16 protein-coding genes and 1 tRNA gene are annotated in these 17,828 nt (G+C 58.0%); 10 read left to right on the top strand and 7 right to left on the bottom strand.

Annotated elements, in window-relative coordinates:
• Positions 1-13: 13 nt before the first annotated feature.
• Complete coding sequence (locus QPL96_RS10710; protein WP_303287371.1) at positions 14-622, bottom strand: porin family protein; 609 nt, start codon at positions 620-622, stop codon at positions 14-16.
• 105 nt (positions 623-727) lie between these two features.
• A complete protein-coding gene (locus QPL96_RS10705; RefSeq protein ID WP_303287370.1) occupies positions 728-1,216 on the bottom strand; it encodes a hypothetical protein in 489 nt (162 codons plus the stop codon).
• A gap of 121 nt (positions 1,217-1,337) precedes the next feature.
• On the opposite strand from QPL96_RS10705, the gene QPL96_RS10700 reads away from it, so the two are divergent.
• Positions 1,338-2,627: a M18 family aminopeptidase gene (locus QPL96_RS10700; protein ID WP_303287369.1), complete on the top strand. Its 1,290-nt coding sequence runs from the start codon at positions 1,338-1,340 to the stop codon at positions 2,625-2,627.
• 56 nt (positions 2,628-2,683) lie between these two features.
• On the opposite strand, the gene QPL96_RS10695 is transcribed toward QPL96_RS10700, so the two are convergent.
• Positions 2,684-2,759, bottom strand: a tRNA-Asn gene (locus QPL96_RS10695).
• A 72-nt stretch (positions 2,760-2,831) separates the two neighbouring features.
• Here QPL96_RS10695 and QPL96_RS10690 point away from each other — a divergent pair.
• Positions 2,832-3,797 (top strand): YheT family hydrolase, encoded by a 966-nt coding sequence (locus tag QPL96_RS10690; protein WP_303287368.1) that lies wholly within the window; start codon positions 2,832-2,834, stop codon positions 3,795-3,797.
• 7 nt (positions 3,798-3,804) lie between these two features.
• Here QPL96_RS10690 and QPL96_RS10685 read toward each other — a convergent pair whose 3' ends face one another.
• Complete coding sequence (locus tag QPL96_RS10685) at positions 3,805-4,434, bottom strand: arylesterase (RefSeq protein ID WP_303287367.1); 630 nt, start codon at positions 4,432-4,434, stop codon at positions 3,805-3,807.
• A 62-nt stretch (positions 4,435-4,496) separates the two neighbouring features.
• Between QPL96_RS10685 and QPL96_RS10680 the strand changes: the two genes are divergently transcribed.
• Entirely contained in the window at positions 4,497-5,216 is a 720-nt protein-coding gene (locus tag QPL96_RS10680) for an ABC transporter ATP-binding protein (RefSeq protein ID WP_303287473.1), read from the top strand.
• Positions 5,216-7,702, top strand: coding sequence for an ABC transporter permease (locus QPL96_RS10675; RefSeq protein ID WP_303287366.1), 2,487 nt, complete (start codon positions 5,216-5,218; stop codon positions 7,700-7,702). The genes QPL96_RS10680 and QPL96_RS10675 overlap by 1 nt, the downstream gene beginning before the upstream one ends.
• 230 nt (positions 7,703-7,932) lie before the next feature.
• Here the strand turns inward: QPL96_RS10675 and QPL96_RS10670 are convergent, their stop codons facing one another.
• From QPL96_RS10670 to QPL96_RS10660, 3 genes are all read right to left on the bottom strand, one after another.
• Entirely contained in the window at positions 7,933-9,120 is a 1,188-nt protein-coding gene (locus QPL96_RS10670) for an iron-containing alcohol dehydrogenase (protein WP_303287365.1), read from the bottom strand.
• Positions 9,120-9,665, bottom strand: coding sequence for a hypothetical protein (locus QPL96_RS10665; protein WP_303287364.1), 546 nt, complete (start codon positions 9,663-9,665; stop codon positions 9,120-9,122). The genes QPL96_RS10670 and QPL96_RS10665 overlap by 1 nt, the downstream gene beginning before the upstream one ends.
• A 174-nt stretch (positions 9,666-9,839) precedes the next feature.
• Complete coding sequence (locus tag QPL96_RS10660) at positions 9,840-11,117, bottom strand: M48 family metalloprotease (RefSeq protein ID WP_303287363.1); 1,278 nt, start codon at positions 11,115-11,117, stop codon at positions 9,840-9,842.
• A 197-nt stretch (positions 11,118-11,314) separates the two neighbouring features.
• Here QPL96_RS10660 and QPL96_RS10655 point away from each other — a divergent pair, with 197 nt between their 5' ends.
• From QPL96_RS10655 to katG, 6 genes are all read left to right on the top strand, one after another.
• Entirely contained in the window at positions 11,315-12,055 is a 741-nt protein-coding gene (locus QPL96_RS10655) for a DUF599 domain-containing protein (RefSeq protein ID WP_303287362.1), read from the top strand.
• Between the two features lie 18 nt (positions 12,056-12,073).
• Positions 12,074-12,544: a PaaI family thioesterase gene (locus tag QPL96_RS10650; RefSeq protein WP_303287361.1), complete on the top strand. Its 471-nt coding sequence runs from the start codon at positions 12,074-12,076 to the stop codon at positions 12,542-12,544.
• The gene (locus QPL96_RS10645) at positions 12,541-12,975 is read left to right on the top strand and encodes a PaaI family thioesterase (protein WP_303287360.1); all 435 of its coding nucleotides are present in this window, start codon (positions 12,541-12,543) and stop codon (positions 12,973-12,975) included. Before QPL96_RS10650 ends, QPL96_RS10645 begins: the two co-directional genes overlap by 4 nt.
• 223 nt (positions 12,976-13,198) lie before the next feature.
• Positions 13,199-15,091, top strand: coding sequence for a molecular chaperone HtpG (gene htpG / locus QPL96_RS10640; protein WP_303287359.1), 1,893 nt, complete (start codon positions 13,199-13,201; stop codon positions 15,089-15,091).
• A 6-nt stretch (positions 15,092-15,097) separates the two neighbouring features.
• Entirely contained in the window at positions 15,098-15,316 is a 219-nt protein-coding gene (locus QPL96_RS10635; RefSeq protein ID WP_303287358.1) for a DUF2835 domain-containing protein, read from the top strand.
• Positions 15,317-15,578: 262 nt separating this feature from the next.
• On the top strand, positions 15,579-17,750 hold the full coding sequence (katG, locus tag QPL96_RS10630; RefSeq protein WP_303287357.1) for a catalase/peroxidase HPI: 2,172 nt from the start codon (positions 15,579-15,581) through the stop codon (positions 17,748-17,750).
• Positions 17,751-17,828 lie beyond the last annotated feature (78 nt).

Raw genomic sequence — 17,828 nt, 5'->3', positions numbered from 1 at the left:
AGTCAGCCGTTCTCTAGAACTCGTACCTTAAGCCACCGGAGAACTGGAACGTATTCACATCTGTTCCCGTATCTTTGAACAGCTTTCCGCCTTCGAGCACCAGGTAGGTGTCGTTCATTACTTCAAAGTCGAGGCCGGCGAGCCAGCTTACGCTGAAGCCGCTGTCCGGGAATTCACCTTCGAGGTCGAGGAAGGCCTTGTTGCGGTCGTTCCCGGGGTCGCTGATTTCAGCTTTACCCTGGATGTAGGAGAAGCCGAACTGGCCGTAGACGTTGGCGTAGTCGGTGATGGGGTAGTGCAGGCCCATGTACCAGCTGGCGTAGTAGTCCACGGCGAGGCTGAGGTCGCTGTTGGGGACTTTGGCGTCCTTGAAGCCACCGCCGGCGCGGAGTTCGGCGTGGAACAGATCGGTTATATGGCCGCCTACCACAAGAGTGCCGCCGCTGCCCCAGGCGGTTTCTTTTCTGCCTTCGCCGATGGTGCGGTGGTTGAGGGTGGTCGCCATCAGGCCGATGTAGTGTTTGTCTGCCCTGGGCGTTTCCTGGGCCAGAGTGGCCTGGGGCGCGAGAAACAGGGCGGTTGCCAATGCGGTGGTTACGGGCGTTCGCACAACCTTGTTCATTGTTATCGGGCTTCCTGACGTAGGCGAATACGGGCTGATTCTGCCTTGTGTAACCGATTGTTACGTCGACCCGTGTCACACTTCCCTGTGTCGGTGTTGCCCCCGTTACAGGTCCTCGTCAAACAGGCCTTCTTCGCGGGCCATCAGGAGCAGGGCGTAGACGCCGTTTTCCGGCAGTTGGGGTTGCAGGCTCTCTTCGAACAGGAGCTGGCGGCGGCGGTCTTCCAGAGTTTCGCTGTCCAGGCCTGTGATGAGCTCGCTGATGGGTGCGATCTCGAAGGGCGCTTCCTGGGCTACAGCGGTGAAAATGAGGTCGATCAGGATTTCGTCCGGGTCGAGGCCATCGACGTACACGGTCTGGTCTGGCAGGTCCTGGTGCAGTTCCCGGGTCAGTTCGATCAGGGGTACGCCCTGTTCTTCAAGATATCGCAGGTCGACGTCGCCTAGGTTGCCGTCTTCCGGGAGCCAGTCATCGGAAGGGGCGATCACCACGGCTTTCATGCGGCCATCTTCCAGCGACCAGGCCATGGCCGTCGGAAACAGGGCGTCGTCGGTCTGGCAATATTCGATATCCAGAAATCTCGGTGCAGGCACAGTGGGCTCCCGGTGGTGATTGGTTTGTGACCCGGTTATGGGGAAAGTCCGTTGACCCAGTATGAGGCTTTACGGCTTCGTGCCATACTGTTGTGGCAATTATCTTTCAATCAGGGACATCATGGAACACGCTGAATTCAACAAAGATTTATTGAAGTTTCTGAACACGTCGCCCACGCCCTGGCATGCCGTGGCGACCATGAAACAACGGCTTGAAGCGGCAGGATTTCAGGAACTGGACGAGCGGGAGGACTGGTCGCTGGCCAGGAACCAGGGTTATTACGTTATCCGCAACGGCTCCTCGGTTATTGCCTTTCGCACCGGCGGCAAGGATGTCACCACATCCGGTCTCCGTATGGTGGGTGCCCACACTGACAGTCCCTGCCTGAAGGTGAAACCGAACCCAGAGCTGCGGCGCAAGGGTTTTTTCCAGCTTGGCGTTGAGGTTTATGGCGGCGTTCTGCTCAATCCCTGGTTTGATCGGGATCTTTCGCTGGCTGGTCGGGTAACGGTGCTGGATGAGGACGGCAAGGTTCGGGATACCCTGGTGGATTTCCGCAAACCCGTGGCGTTTATTCCCAGCCTGGCGATTCACCTGGACCGGGAGGCCAACAGCAACCGGACAATCAATGCCCAGACCGATCTACCGCCGGTCCTGATGCAGGTTCCGGAAAGCGATACCACCCGTTTTGTCGATTTGCTGTCCCATCAGATTCAGGCTGAAACCGGCCTCCATGTCCGCAAGGTGCTGGGTTATGAACTGAGTTTCTACGATGCCCGTGAGGCTTCGTTCGTTGGCTTGCGGGACGAATTCATTGCCTCTGCCCGGCTGGATAACCTGCTGAGCTGTTACATTGGTCTTCAGTCCTTGCTGAAGGCGTCGGGCGACGAGGCCGCGCTGCTGGTCTGCAACGATCACGAAGAAGTCGGCAGTATGTCGGCCGAGGGTGCCCAGGGGCCGTTCCTGACGGCGGTGCTGGATCGCTGGGCCGGTGCTGGCAAAGCCAGGGCCATTGCCCGTTCCATGATGGTCTCCGCCGACAACGCCCATGGCATTCATCCGAATTACATGGACAAACACGATGAGAATCACGGGCCGATCCTGAATCAGGGGCCTGTGATCAAGGTCAATCATAACCAGCGTTACGCCACCAATAGCCGCTCCGCTGCCGTATATCGCCACATCAGCGACGAGTTGGGATTGCCCCACCAGACCTTTGTGGTGCGAAGCGACATGGGCTGTGGCAGTACCATCGGGCCACTGACGGCCGGAAGTCTGGGCGTGACCACGCTGGATATTGGTGTGCCCCAGTTCGGGATGCACTCCATTCGGGAGCTGATCGGCAGTGAGGATGGCTTTACCCTGTTCCGCGTGCTGACCGAATTCATGCAGCGTGAACAGGTTTTCTGAGGCCTGATACGAAAAATGCCGCTGGTTCAGAAGAAACAGCGGCATTTTGGGAAAAGTGGCTCCCCGAGCTGGGCTCGAACCAGCGACAAACGGATTAACAGTCCGTTGCTCTACCAACTGAGCTATCGGGGAACAGTATCAAGTGGCGCGCATCTTAAGCGCTTTGGTTTTCGGGGTCAACCACCTGATATGAAAGGCTAAAAATTGTACGAAAGCAGAACCCTTTACTACCGTCCGCCGGCCTGGTTGCGTAATGGCCATGTTCAGTCTGTCTGGCCCACTTTGTTTCGTCGCGTACCGATGGTGGAACCGGAACCCGAAGTTCTCGTCACGCCGGATGACGACGAACTGCATCTGGACTGGTACCGGCAGGGCAGTCGCCGCCTGGCGATTCTCTCCCATGGCCTGGAGGGGCATAGCCGGCGGCCTTACGTCCTGGGCCTGGCCAGGGCACTGCTGCGTGAGGGGTGGGACGTGCTGGCCTGGAATTTCCGCTCTTGCGGCGGCGTGATGAACCGGCAGCCGAGGTTCTATCACAGCGGCGCTACCGAGGATCTGGGCCTGGTGGTCAGCCATGGTCTGGCGGGTGCTTACGACACGTTGTTCCTGTCCGGTTTCAGTATGGGTGGTAACCTGACGTTGCTCTATCTTGGGGAACAGGGCGAGCGGGTTGACAGTCGCATCTGCGGCGCTGTTGCCTATTCCGTCCCCTGTGATCTGGCCGGCAGTGCCGATATGCTGGCGTTGCCCAGCCGAAAAATCTATATGCAGCGGTTTCTGCGGGATCTCAGGGTAAAAATACACGAAAAGGCGGAAAAGTTTCCGGAATTGATTGATGCCTCAGGGTTCGATTCCATTCGAAGTTTTCACCAATTCGATGATCGTTACACGGCCCCGCTGCACGGGTTCCGGGATGCGCGGGACTACTGGGCCCAGTGTTCAGCCCTCGGGAGGCTCAGGGATATACGTATTCCGGCACTGATGGTGAATGCGGCGGATGATCCCTTCCTCTCCGCGCAGTGCTTTCCGGAATCCCGCGGCCTACTGGGTGCGCACGTTCGGGCGGAGTCGCCGCGCTGGGGCGGGCATGTGGGGTTTGTTGAGCATGCGCGGGATGGTTTCTACTGGTCAGAACGTCGGGCCCTGGCATTCCTTCAGGCATTAGTGTGAATCGGCATCACTCCAGAATCGGCCTGATGACCGGCCAGACATTGTCCAGCAGCCTGGCCTGGGCTTCTTCGGTTGGGTGAATGCCGTCGTCCTGCATCAGACCGTCCTGGTTGTAGATGCCGTCCAGAAAGAAGGGAACCAGAGCGGTGTTATAGCGGTCCGATAGCTTTGGGTAGATTTCGGCGAACATCTCTGTGTACCGCTGTCCGTAGTTGGGTGGTATCTGCATACCAACCAGGACAGCGCGGGCTCCGGAATCCTGAACCTTCTCAATCATGGAGGCAAGATTGGATTCGATGACCTTGGGAGGGAAGCCACGAAGGCCATCGTTGCCGCCCAGTTCGATAATCACAACCTCGGGGTCGTTTTCCTTTATCAGTTCTGGCAGCCGGCGAGCACCGCCATCGGTGGTTTCCCCGCTGATGCTGGCATTGACCACTTCCCAGCTGGCCAGCCCGTTGCTCTGCAGACGGTTGCGCAGTAACTGCACCCAGGCAGTCTCGGAGGGTACGCCATAGGCGGCGCTGAGGCTGTCGCCGACAATGAGCAGTGTGTTCTGGCTGGCCATTGCCGGCAGGGCCAGCAGGGCAGCCACGAGAAAAAGAATTGATCTGACGTACACCAATGCCGTATGCATAGACAACGAATACACCTTCAAGCTGTTTTCAGGACCCAGGATCGGGAGATTCCGTGAATCAGATGACCAATGTTAACCCGGAAAGCCAGAACCCCATGTTACGGGTGGAAAACCTGACTCATCGCGTCAGCCTTGAAACCGATACGTTAACGATCCTGCAGGGGGTCAGTCTGGAAATCAATCGGGGAGAGTCCGTAGCCATTGTCGGCCGCTCCGGTTCTGGTAAGACCACGTTGCTGGGACTACTGGCGGGTCTTGATACCCCGAGCGACGGAACGGTTGAACTGGACGGATCGGTAATCAGCAAGCTCAGCGAGGACGAGCGGGCGAAGCTCCGCGCCCACCGGGTTGGGTTTGTGTTTCAGTCGTTCCAGCTGCTGCCAGCTCTGACGGCGCTGGAGAACGTCATGCTGCCACTGGAGTTGGCGGGAATGGAGACGCCGGAGAAACGGGCGCGGGAGCTCCTGGAGCGGGTAGGGCTGGGCAAGCGCCTGACCCATACGCCAAGGCAGCTCTCCGGCGGTGAACAGCAGCGGGTGGCGATTGCCCGGGCGTTTGCCTCGGACCCCCTGATCCTGTTTGCCGATGAACCGACAGGCAACCTGGATAACCGCACCGGCCAGGCGGTCTCCGACCTGCTGATGGCGCTGAACCGGGAGCAGGGCACCACGTTGGTGATGGTAACCCACGATGAGCACCTGGCGGCTCGCTGCAGCCGGCAGTTCCATATCGAAGCCGGTGTCCTCACCGAACCTGAAGCGGCACAGGAGACGGCGCACTGATGGCTGCTGCTAAAAAACTGATGTCTGTCCGTCGGGACTGGCGGGAGCGGGATGTGCGCGTTGTTCTGGCGGCACTGATGGTTGCGGTTGCCACGGTTGCCACCATTGCCCTTTTTGCCAGCCAGTTGCAGCGCACCCTGGTGACCTCGGCCAGCTCCTTTCTGGCCGCCGACCGTCAGCTCGAAGCTGAGAACGGCCGCCCGATTCCGGAATCCTGGCTGGAGCAGGCGACAGAGCGTGGCCTTGAAACCGGACGCATGGTGCAGTTCTCGACCATGGTGTTCGGTGCCGACAACTTCCAACTGGTGTCGGTCAAGGCGGTGAGTAACGAATACCCCCTCAGAGGAGACATTGAGATCCAGCGGAATGCCCAGGGGCCGAGGGAGCTGGTAAAACGGGGCCCGGCGCCAGGTGAAGTATGGATTAATCCCCGCCTGTTGCGTCTCCTGGAGCTGGAAGTCGGTGACAGTCTGGAAGTAGGAAGCCGAAGCCTGACGGTATCTGGCCTGCTGATTCGCGAGCCGGACGGCGGTTTCCGTCTTTCAGCCCTGGCTCCCCGGGTCATGATGCATGTGGACGATGTGCCCTCTACCGGCGTAATTCAGGAAGGTAGCCGGGTTGAGTTTGTTTATCTGTTTGCCGGTAACGAGACCTCTCTCGACGCCTATTACCAATGGCTTCAGCCCCGGCTTGAGCCCAGCCATGAATGGGAGAGTGTGCGTGACGGCGAAACCTTCTCCCGGTCGCTGGCACGCGCCGAACGCTTCCTGTTGCTCGGTGGCAGCCTGGCCGTGCTGCTCGCCGCCGTGGCCGTTGCAGTGGCGAGCCGGCAATACGCGTTATCCCAGCGTGATACCGTGGCCCTGCTCAAGACTCTTGGCCTGAGTGGTGCCGGTATTGGAGGCCTGTATCTCCGGCGGCTGGCGCTCTGGGGGGTAACGGGGATTGTCGGTGGCCTTTTGGTCGCACTTCCACTGTATTGGCTGCTGACCCGTATATTGAGCGAGCTGCTGGAGCGCCCGGTGGGCTTCCAGCTTGACCCCTCAGCTCTGGTGCCCGCCTTGCTCACGGCGCTGGTCTCCCTGTTTGCCTTTGCCTACCCTCCTGTACGCCGGCTTCGAAATGTACCGGCCATGCGGGTGTTGCGCAGCCAGCCCGGGGAAACCGGCCGCGAAGCGCTGCCGGACCTGGTTATCGCCATAGCGGCGGTGTTCGGCCTGGTGTGGATGTACGCCGGCGAGCTGGCACTGGTGGTTTCCCTGCTCGGTGGTCTCGCATTGTTGCTGGGAGCGCTCGGATTGGCCGGCTGGCTGCTGGTTGCGACCCTTCGCCGGGTCCGTGGTGGCAGCAATTCCTGGCGCCTGGCTCTTGTCGGTCTTTACCGGCACCGTAAAGCCAGCCTGTCCCAGATTGCGGTCTTTGCGATGACCCTTATGCTGGCAGCCACACTGGTTCTGGTGCGGACATCTTTGCTGGCGGACTGGCAGGCACAACTGCCCGACGACGCGCCCAATCATTTCCTGATCAACATTGCGCCGGACACGGTCGATGAAATCGACACCTTCTGGCAGGAACGTGGTCAGCCACTGGATAAACTCTATCCCATGGTTCGCGGCCGCCTGACCGAGCTTAATGGCCAGCCCGTGAAGGAGGCGGTCAGCAAGGATGAGCGTATTGGTGCCCTCAACCGCGAGCTGAACCTGACCTGGATGTCGGAACTGCCAGGCGATAACCGGATTGTGGAGGGTAACTGGTTCCGGCAGGGTCAGAAAGACGGGGTTTCCGTGGAGTCCGAACTGGCAGCAAAGCTGGGTCTTGTTCTGGGTGATGCGCTGACGTTCACCATCGGCTCCGAAAAAGTCACCGAAACCATGACCAGTATTCGCACCGTTCAATGGGACAGCATGAAGCCCAACTTCTACATGGCTTTCCCGCCTGGCGGCGGTCTGTCGGATATGCCAGCCACCTGGATCACCAGTTTCTATCTGCCCAGGGACAAAAAAGATGCCCTGAATGAGTTCTCCCGACGGTTCCCTACGGTGTCAGTGCTGGAGATTGACCACATCATCGACCGGATTCAGGAGATCGTCCGGCAGGTTACCCAGGCCATTGAAGCAATTCTGGCACTCATTCTCGTCGCCGCACTAGTGGTGATGGCCGCTGTGGTCAGCGCCACTCTCCGTGACCGGCAGCGGGAGGGCGCCCTGTTGAGAACCCTGGGCGGGCGACAAAGCCTGCTGGTGCGCAGTACCATGCTGGAGTTTGCCTTGCTGGGTGGCTTTGCCGGCGTACTGGGTGTGGTTGCCGCTGAGGCTGCCGTATGGGCACTTCAGTTCCGGATGTTTGAAGGAACCTTCCAGTGGCACTGGCGTGTGGTCTTGCCGATCCCTCTGATCAGCGCAGTTGTATTGGCGCTGTTTGGCCGATGGCAATTGCGGCCGGTGTTGAGCGTGTCGCCGATGCTATTGCTCAGGCGCCTGGAATAAATTCCGACCGAAGCATGAATCGGAGTCCGTATCCGCTGATGCCCTTCCAGGACGTCGGGAACTGGTTACGGAACAGTGCTGTAGTTGAAAAAACGAACCGGCTAAGATCCTGCCAGCCACTGTGGTTGTTACTCCTTTGTTGGTCAATGTCAATGACTTGAAATCTATGTTCAGGCAACCGGAGGAAGGGGGCCGATGAACGGCCCCCTATGACGAATTAATGGCAATGGTCAGGCCCAGGCGCGACGCAGCACGGCGCGGGCATCCTCTGGGCTGACTTCCTTCGGGTTGAACATGATGGAACCATCATCCAGCGCCATCTCCGCGATAGCGTCCAACTGCGTTTCCGTCACCCTGCCGGTTTCTTTCAGCGTGCGCGGCAACTGACACCGTTTGTAAAGCGCATCCCGTAATTTCCGGATCGCGGAAATACTGGCCTCGGCCCGGCGGCTTGCCGGGGTAGCGGCGTAGACTTCCGGTCCTTCCAGGAATAGTAGCAACTCGCCCAGGGGCTCACGGATCGTTTCGAGGTTGTACTCCAGTACGTAGGGCAGGTACAGGCTCATGCACAACCCATGGGGCAGGTGGCAGATGGCACCGGTTGCATGTCCGAGAGCATGCACCAGGCCCACCATGGAGTTGGAGAAGGCAATGCCTGCCATGGTGGAAGCCTGAGCCAGTTCCAGCCGGCCGTCACTGTCTTTCGGGTTGTCCATGACCTTCAGAAGGGACTCGCTGACCTTCTTGATTGCCGCCGTAGCGTAGGCATCGCTCAGCGGATTCTTTGCCATGCAGGTGAAGGCTTCCGTTGCATGGGTCATGGCATCCATCGCCGTTGCCGCCGTGATATGCGGCGGCAGGGTGAGGGTCATGCGCGGATCAATGATCGCGGCATTGGGCAGCAGGAACGAGGAGGTAAACGGGAGCTTTACGCCCTTGCCCTCGTCGGTAATCACCGCAACCGAGGTTACTTCGGAGCCAGTGCCGGCGGTGGTCGGAACCACCAGAAACGGTTTCAGGGGATGTTTGAGCACACCAGCGCCGCTGTACCTGGCAATGTCGTCACCGCCCTCGGACACCAGGATGTTGACCGCCTTGCCGGTATCAATGGCCGAGCCACCCCCGACAGCGATGATGGAGTCGCATTTTTCCCGGCGGTAAAGACCGGCAATATCACGCACCACGGTGGTGGAGGAATCCGGTGGCACGTCATCGTAGATGGCGGTGATTTCCAGCCCGCTTTCCTCGCAGGCGGCAATCACCGGTTCCAGCAGGCCCGCGGCGCGCACGCCCTTGTCAGTGACAATCATCGGCCGTTTGGCGGCCATGCCAGTCAGTTCATAAGGAATGTGTTCGAGGGCGGCCTTGCCGGCAATCACTTTTACCGGGCAGAAGAACTCATAGTATTTGTTGGTCATTATGCTCTCGCTGTCTCGATGAAATTGGTGGCAACTTTCAGGTAAATACGTGCGGCGCTGATCAGTTTTTCAGGCAGGTGCAGGTCCGCCGGGTATTCCTTGACGGCCCGCCGGGCAACCAGTTTGGGCAGGATGAAGGATTCCAGGCGATTGAGAATCCGGGTCATCCGCACGGCATAACTGATATCGCCGTCTACCAGCATGCGGTCATTGGCGAACGCCACCGACGTTTTCTCCTGGAAGGACAGCACCAGAAAGGCATGGGCGATGTGTTTGAACTGGATCGAAAGGTCCACCGGACGGGGAGCGCTGTTGCCATGGTAGCGGAATCGCCCCTGACCGGTATGTTCCACAATCAGCCGGGAACCACCGGGCATCACCATCATTTCAAACAGAAAGCCGTCGGGCAGGGCCCGTGTTTCATTCTGGACGTTCTCATCCACCTCACTCACCGCCTGCAGGGCCCGCCCCATCACCTGGAACATCAGTTCCACATACAGGCGGCGCGCCTGGAAAACCATGGGCTGGATACGTTTCGCTAACATGTCCGTCATCCAATTGTTGTTGATGTTCTGTGATTTTTAGAGTTATTGCTCTAAAAGTCAATGGAGACGACGGCTGAAGATGCGCGTCGCACCAGAAACCAGCCTTCGGTGAAACCAAAAAGGCCGGAGTTTCGCAGGACTCCGGCCTTTCCAGGGAGTTGATCTGGCAGGAAATTACTGAGTCAACACAGCCAGTTTCCGTTTGGCCTCTTCGGCAACATTGCCGCCGGCTTCAGCGGCCTTGCTGTAGTAGGCGATGGCCTCATTACGGTTGTTCTGTTTAACGGCAACATCGCCCAGGCGCAGGAAGGCAATGGATGTGGGGACCGTCTCATTGGCTTTTGTGAGGTTCTCCCGGGCCTTGTCCAGATTGTTGAGCCTCAGGGCGTTCAGGCCGTTGTAAAGACGATATTTGAACATTTCGGGATAGAGTTCCACCGCCTTCTCGAAATCGGTACTCGCTTTGTCATCCTGTTTCTGCTCCTGATAAATGCGGCCGCGCAGGGCGTAAAACATCGCTTCCCGTGGCAGCAGGCGAATGGCTTCATTCACCTTGTCCAGAGCCGCTTTCATCTCGCCCTTGGAAGCCAGTTCCATGGCTTTGTCGTGGGCATCATAGGCAGGTTGCAGTGAGCGAAGTTTGGCCATTCTGCGGTCGTAAACATCCTTGCCACGGTAGCCGCCAGTCCCGATTTTCCGGGCGAGTTGCCGGTTTTCCTCCACCCGTTTCGCAGAGGGCGGGTGAGTGGCGAACAGGCCGTCGATAAAACCGGACTGCCTGCCTTCCGATAATTTCAGGAAGATTTCCTGAAGCTCAACCGCGGCGGCAGGATCGTAGCCTGCTTCTTTCATGTAGAGAATGCCGTAGTGATCGGATTCCAGCTCATCGCCCTGGCTGTATTGAGCCAATGCAAGCTGAGCGCCCAGCGCGGCGCCACCCATGATCAGGCCGGACCACTCGTTGTCCGACAACGCAAAACCAAGGCCGGCAACACCTGCGCTGATTAACATGCCCTGCTGCATTCGCTGGACACTGTGCCTCGCCGCCGCATGAACAATCTCATGGCCCAGGACGGACGCCAGTTGGGCCTCGTCGCCGAGCTCTGTCAGCAGGCCTCGGTTGATGGCAATCTTTCCGCCAGGCAGGGCCCAGGCATTGGGAATGCTGCTGTTAAGAACCACGAACTCATAGGGCAGATCCGGTCGGTCACTCACCGCCGCCATTTTCTGGCCGACTTCCCGGACGTACAGGGTCAGCTCGGGATCAACGTAAAACTGGCCGCCCTGGGTTTGCTGGGTGGGCACGTATTGCTCCGCGCCCATGGCGAGCTCCTGGCTCTCTCCGATCAGCGAAAGCTGCTTTTCTCCGGTAACCGGGTTGACCGAGCAACCGCCCAGTGTGAAAGTCATGGCAATTGTAAATAGGCTGATTTTTATAGCGGGCAGGTTCACGGTGGACTCCCTTTTGTTGGTGCAATGGCGGGCACGGATTTTGTCAGGTGCCCGAATCCTGAACGGCCTGTTTATAGCACAACATTGCCTGGCGTTGGATTACCCGGCATGTCTCAGCGGTGGTGGCAAACAGGTCCTTGGCGTATCATAAGCTTCTGTTCCCGCGCCGTTTCGTACTTTTCACTCTAAGGCCGCCAATGGGTAATCTACTCGAACTGATTGCATTGCTCTGGTTCCTGGTTTGCTGGCTTGGCTACACCGAATACTCCAAACGCCGGGCTGCTGATCGGCCCTGCCTGTCCAACACCCTTGATCTGTACCGGGAGGACTGGATGCGGCTCATGCTGCGGCGGGAGAACCGCATCGCCGATGCCTCCGTGGTTGGCAATCTCGAGCGCAATGGCGCCTTTTTCGCCTCCAGCTGTCTGTTGATCCTGGCTGGTATTATCACGGCCCTGGGTTATACCCAGGAAGTCATGGAAGTATTCAGTACCATGCCATTCGGCACACTGCCAACCCGGGAAATCTGGGAGTTGCGCATGGTGGTGTTGCTGGTGGTCTTTATCTACGCCTTTTTTAAATTTACCTGGTCGATGCGGATGTACAACTTTGTGTCGGTGATGATCGGCAGTGCGCCGCCGCCGGACGACACCAAAACCAGCCCCGCTGGCCGCGAAGCCTTCGCCCGCAGTGCCGGCAATGTCTGTAATCTGGCCGGTGATGCTTTCAACCTTGGCCTGCGCTCCTACTATTACGCGTTGGCGGTGGTTGGCTGGTTTATTCATCCGATCATTTTTATAGCCGCCTCGACACTGGTGGTTATCGTACTTTACCGCCGGGAATTCTGTTCCAGTGCCCTTGAGGCCCTGCGGGCCGGGAAGGTGTTCGAGGAACCGGTCCCCGACAAGGCTGAAAGCATCCCCAAACCCAAAAGCTGACCGACAGGTTGAACCTGAATGAACGATGATATCCGACGCAAACGGGTGACCCGTTTTATCGATACACTCAACCAGGCCAAAGAGCTCGGTCTCACCGTAACCAAGGCCAAAAAAGGCAGCCTGACACTGTGCCTGCCCTACAGTGACCGGATCATCGGAAATCCGGACACAGGCGTGATTCATGGTGGGGCCATAACCACGTTGATGGATACAACCTCAGGTTGCGTGATTCTGTGCGCCCTGGAGGACTTCGAACTCTGCCCGACGCTGGACCTGCGGGTGGACTACATGCGCCCGGCGCAGCCCCGTAAGCCGGTTTATGCCCGGGCCGAAACCTACCGGATAACCCGTAACATTATCTTTACCCGCTGTGAGGCTTACCAGCAGGGGGGTGAAACGATTGCCAACTGCGTAGCCACCTTCATGCGCATTGGAAAGGATGCCAGCCCCAGACATTACCGGGACCTGATTACAGGAGGTGAAGAATGACCGATCCGGAAATCCTCCGGTATACCCAGGAAACCGGCGACTTCAACCGGATGCTTGAAAGTATTCCCTACGCCACCTGGATCGGCCTGCAGTGTGAGCAGTTCGGAGACGACCTGATTTTCCGCCTGCCCTGCAAGGATTCCAACCTTGGCAACCCGATCCTGCCGGCCATCCACGGCGGTGTGATTGGTGGCTTTATGGAAATGGCCGCCAATATCTACCTGATTATGTCCCAGGAAAGCCTTCGCATGCCCCGCATCGTCGACTTTTCCCTGGATTACCTCCGGGCGGGCCTCAACCGTGAGACCTACGCCGAATGCCGCCTGACCCGCCAGGGCAACCGGGTGGCCAACGTGATGGTCAGCGCCTGGCAGAAATCCCGTTCGCAACCCATCGCGACCGCGCGAGCACACTTCCTCCTGGAAGACTGACTTTGCCGATACACCGGGGCTTGAAATGCCCCGGTGTGCCCCCAATTCCTGTTCAACACGAACTCGATAGCCTGGTGGCACGGGTAGGGAGGGCTTTCCAAAACCGTGCGGAGCCATGGATGGCGGAGCCGAGCGTACAGGGAAGTATTCACAGCGTGTTTTGGAAAGCCCTCCCTACCCGCGCCGCTCCACCGATTGAAACAAAGCAGGAGTGCCAAACGCCATGACGGTTGAAATGCAAAAAGAGACCCTGGGTTTTCAGACCGAAGTGAAGCAGCTACTTCATTTGATGATCCATTCCCTGTATTCCAACAAGGAAATCTTCCTTCGTGAGCTGATTTCGAACGCCTCGGATGCCGAAGACAAGCTGCGTTTCGCGGCCCTGAAGGATGACAGCCTCTATGAGGGCGATCCTGATCTGAAGATTCGTCTGGATTTCGACGAAGAGGCTAACACTGTCACCCTGACCGACAACGGCATCGGTATGACCCGTGACGACGTTATCCAGAACCTCGGCACCATTGCCCGTTCCGGAACGGCCGAATTCCTCCAGCAGTTGTCCGGCGACGAAAAGAAGGACAGCAAGCTGATCGGGCAGTTTGGTGTCGGTTTCTACTCAGCGTTTATCGTGTCCGACAAGGTTGATGTATTCACCCGTCGTGCCGGTGCGCCTGCGGAAGAGGGCGTTCATTGGGAATCCCGGGGCGACGGCGAGTTCACCATTGAACAGGTCAACCTTGAGCATCGCGGCACTCAAATCGTTCTGCACCTAAAGAGCGATGCCAAGGAATTTGCCAATGGCTGGAAGCTGCGCAGCCTGGTGAAAAAGTACTCGGATCATATTTCCTTCCCGGTGGTCATGAAAGCCGAATCCGACGAAGGGGAGAAGAAGGACGAATACGAAACCGTCAACGACGCAACGGCACTCTGGACTCTGCCGCGTACCGAGATCAAGGACGAGGAGTACAAGGAGTTCTATAAGCACATCGCCCACGATTTCGAAGACCCGCTGACCTGGTCCCACAACAAGGTGGAAGGCAAGCTGGACTACACCAGCCTGCTGTACATTCCGGCTCGAGCGCCGTTTGACCTTTACAACCGGGAAGCGCCCCGTGGCCTGAAGCTGTATGTGCAGCGTGTGTTCATCATGGACGACGCCGAGCAGTTCCTGCCCCTGTACCTGCGTTTTGCCAAGGGCGTGATCGATTCCAACGATCTGTCCCTGAACGTGTCCCGGGAGATCCTGCAGAACGACAGCACCGTGGAAAGCATCCGTACCGCGGTTACCAAGCGGGTTCTGGACATGTTGTCCAAGCTGGCGAAGAAAGATCCGGAGCAGTACCAGAAGTTCTGGGGGGAGTTTGGCACCGTTCTCAAGGAAGGCCCTGCGGAGGATTTCAGCAACCGCGAGAAAATTGCCGGCCTGCTGCGTTTTGCCTCTACCCATACCGGCGAGAGCACCCAGAACGTCTCTCTGGACGAGTACATCGGCCGCATGAAGGAAGGTCAGAAGAAGATCTACTACATTACTGCTGACAACTTCACCGCCGCCAAGAGCAGCCCGCATCTTGAAGTGTTCCGCAAGAAGGGCATTGAGGTACTGATCCTGTCTGACCGTATCGATGAATGGATGATGGGCTACCTCAACGAATACGATGGCAAGCAGTTTCAGGACGTGGCCCGGGGTGATCTGGACCTTGGCGAAGTGGAAACCGAGGAAGACAAGAAGCACAAGGAAGAGGCCGCCGAGGAGCACAAGGACCTGCTTGAGCGCATCAAGAACGCCCTGAACGACCGGGTTCAGGAAGTGCGTGTGACCAACCGCCTGACCGACTCACCGGCCTGTCTGGTTGTGGGTGATTTCGACATGGGCGCGCAGATGAAAAAGATCATGGAAGCCGCCGGCCAGAAAGTGCCGGACAGCAAGCCGATCTTTGAAATCAACGTGGATCACCCACTGGTCCAGCGCCTCGAAAGCGAGAAGGGCGAAGAACGGTTCAGCGAACTCTCGGCGGTACTGCTGGATCAGGCCACCCTGGCCAGCGGTGAGCAGCTCCCGGACCCGGGTGCCTACGTTACCCGCCTGAACCGCCTGTTGCTGGAACTGGCGAACTAAGAGCCCATGCAGCAGGTCATAGTGGATATCAGCATTAGCCCTGATGAGTGGATCAAGCTCTATCAGGGCATTGCCACCGATGTTCACACCATGGCCCGGGACGGACGTTCTGTCCGTTTCCCGGCCCGTATCCTTTCCCGTTTCTACCTTCACGATGGTATTCGCGGCAGTTTCCGCATTGTGTTTGACGATGCCGGCAAGTTCTCTTCCATCGAACGGCTTTGATCGGCCGAAGACACCTTCCATAAACAAAAACTTTCGCATGTTTATTTTTAATTAATTGTATTGCAGGCTTTGCCTCAGGCTAGGGTGAGATTGTTCTCGTCAGGCAGAAGCAGATCCATGTTAGAGGTGTTTTCACCACCTTATAGGCACACGCTATCCCAGATATAAGAAATACTCAGGGCAGAGTATTTGTTGTGTCCTATAGTTAGAAATGCCGGAATCAAAACAGTGTCGTTTTGCCAACCCCAATGAGGAGAGAGAAATGACAGACAACAACAGTGCGGGTGGAAAGTGCCCCGTAATGCATGGTTCGAACACGCAGGAGAAGGCCGATGTTGCCGGCTGGTGGCCTGAAAACCTCAATCTTGACATTCTTCACCAGCACGACCGCAAAACGAATCCCCTCGGTGAGGAATTCGACTATCGCGAAGAGGTTAAAAAGCTCGATTACGAAGCGCTCGAAAAAGACATGCACGAGCTCATGACCAGTAGCCAGGAATGGTGGCCTGCCGACTGGGGCCATTATGGCGGCCTGATGATCCGTATGGCGTGGCACGCTGCCGGTACTTACCGACTGGCCGATGGCCGTGGCGGCGCAGGTACTGGTAACCAGCGATTTGCACCACTGAATTCCTGGCCTGATAACGGCAACCTCGATAAAGCCCGGCGCTTGCTGTGGCCGCTCAAGAAAAAGTACGGCAACAAAGTGAGCTGGGCCGACCTGTTTATCCTGGCCGGCAACGTTGCTTACGAGTCCTTTGGCTTTAAGACGTTCGGTTTCTCCTACGGCCGTGAGGACATCTGGCACCCGGAGAAAGACATTTACTGGGGTGCGGAAAAAGAGTGGTTGGCGCCGTCCGACAGTCGTTACGAGGACGTCGACAAGCCCGACACCATGGAAAATCCGCTTGCCGCAGTGCAGATGGGCCTGATCTATGTGAACCCGGAAGGGGTCAATGGCAAGCCCGACCCGCTCAAGACCGCTGAGCAGGTCCGTGTGACCTTCGCCCGCATGGCCATGAACGATGAGGAAACCGCTGCGCTGACAGCAGGCGGCCACACCGTCGGCAAGGCCCATGGTAATGGCGATGCCGATACCCTGGGGCCAGAGCCGGAAGGTGCAGACGTTCACGAGCAGGGCTTGGGCTGGGTCAACCCGAACCTGCAGGGCAAGGCGACCAACGCCATTACCTCTGGTATTGAGGGCGCCTGGACTACGAACCCTACCCAGTTCGACATGGGTTACTTTGATCTTCTGTTCGGCTATGAGTGGCAACTGACCAAGAGCCCGGCGGGTGCAAATCAGTGGGAGCCGGTGGATATTAAAGAAGAGCACATGCCGGTTGATCCCACCGATCCCTCGGTTCGCCGCAAGCCGATGATGACGGATGCGGACATGGCCATGAAGATGGATCCGAAGTACCGTGCGATCTGTGAAAAGTTCATGGCAGATCCCAAATACTTCAAGGACTGCTTCGCCCGCGCCTGGTTCAAGCTGACTCACCGGGATATGGGGCCCAAGTCGCGGTACATCGGCCCGGATGTTCCGGCTGAAGATCTGATCTGGCAGGATCCGGTTCCCCAGGGCGAGACCAACTATATTGAAGAAGTGGTCAAAGAGAAGATTGCCGAAGCCGGCCTGAGCCTGAACGAGCTGGTCTCCACCGCCTGGGACAGCGCCCGTACGTTCCGCGGCTCCGATATGCGTGGCGGCGCCAACGGTGCACGCATCCGGCTGGCCCCGCAAAAAGACTGGGAAGGCAATGAGCCGGATCGCCTGGCCAAGGTGCTGAAGGTGTACGGGAAAATCTCTGATGAAACCGGCGCCAGCATCGCTGACGTGATCGTGCTTGGGGGTAACCTGGGCGTTGAAATGGCCGCGAGGGCCGCTGGCCACGACGTTCACGTACCTTTCCTGAAGGGCCGTGGCGACGCTACTGATGAGATGACGGACGCGGAATCCTTCGATCCGCTGGAGCCGTTGGCGGATGGTTTCCGCAACTGGCAAAAGAAGGATTACGTGGTCAAGCCGGAAGAAATGCTTCTGGACCGCGCCCAGCTGATGGGCCTGACCGCGCCGGAAATGACCGTTCTGCTCGGGGGTATGCGGGTGCTGGGCACCAACTACGGTGGCACCAGACACGGTGTATTCACGGATCGCGTTGGCCAGCTGACCAACGACTTCTTCGTGAACCTCACCGATATGGCAAACCGTTGGGAGCCCACTGGCAAGAACTCGTACAACATTGTGGATCGCAAGAACGGCAACACCAAGTTCACCGCGACCCGTGTGGATCTCGTGTTCGGTTCCAACTCCATCCTGCGTGCCTACGCGGAGCTGTACGCCCAGGACGACAACGAAGAGAAGTTCGTGAAGGACTTCGTTGCCGCCTGGACCAAGGTCATGAACGCCGACCGTTTTGACGTTAAATAAGACCTGCCGGTAAGTGAATGGGCACCCCGGTACCGGGGTGCCCGTCTACCAACTTCCCGCCAAATTCCTTACAATCCG

The organism is Marinobacter sp. SS8-8 (genome assembly GCF_030540945.1).
Lineage (GTDB): Bacteria > Pseudomonadota > Gammaproteobacteria > Pseudomonadales > Oleiphilaceae > Marinobacter.
The sequence above is the reverse complement of the archived record's forward strand: the minus strand, read 5'-3'. Positions and strand labels throughout refer to the sequence as shown.

Coding starts and splice junctions, on each gene's coding strand:
- QPL96_RS10710 (WP_303287371.1), bottom strand. CDS start 622: ATGAACAAGGTTGTGCGAACGCCCGTAACCACCGCATTGGCAACCGCC.
- QPL96_RS10700 (WP_303287369.1), top strand. CDS start 1,338: ATGGAACACGCTGAATTCAACAAAGATTTATTGAAGTTTCTGAACACG.
- QPL96_RS10685 (WP_303287367.1), bottom strand. CDS start 4,434: ATGCATACGGCATTGGTGTACGTCAGATCAATTCTTTTTCTCGTGGCT.
- QPL96_RS10680 (WP_303287473.1), top strand. CDS start 4,497: ATGACCAATGTTAACCCGGAAAGCCAGAACCCCATGTTACGGGTGGAA.
- QPL96_RS10675 (WP_303287366.1), top strand. CDS start 5,216: ATGGCTGCTGCTAAAAAACTGATGTCTGTCCGTCGGGACTGGCGGGAG.
- QPL96_RS10670 (WP_303287365.1), bottom strand. CDS start 9,120: ATGACCAACAAATACTATGAGTTCTTCTGCCCGGTAAAAGTGATTGCC.
- QPL96_RS10665 (WP_303287364.1), bottom strand. CDS start 9,665: ATGTTAGCGAAACGTATCCAGCCCATGGTTTTCCAGGCGCGCCGCCTG.
- QPL96_RS10655 (WP_303287362.1), top strand. CDS start 11,315: ATGGGTAATCTACTCGAACTGATTGCATTGCTCTGGTTCCTGGTTTGC.
- QPL96_RS10650 (WP_303287361.1), top strand. CDS start 12,074: ATGAACGATGATATCCGACGCAAACGGGTGACCCGTTTTATCGATACA.
- QPL96_RS10645 (WP_303287360.1), top strand. CDS start 12,541: ATGACCGATCCGGAAATCCTCCGGTATACCCAGGAAACCGGCGACTTC.
- htpG (WP_303287359.1), top strand. CDS start 13,199: ATGACGGTTGAAATGCAAAAAGAGACCCTGGGTTTTCAGACCGAAGTG.
- QPL96_RS10635 (WP_303287358.1), top strand. CDS start 15,098: ATGCAGCAGGTCATAGTGGATATCAGCATTAGCCCTGATGAGTGGATC.
- katG (WP_303287357.1), top strand. CDS start 15,579: ATGACAGACAACAACAGTGCGGGTGGAAAGTGCCCCGTAATGCATGGT.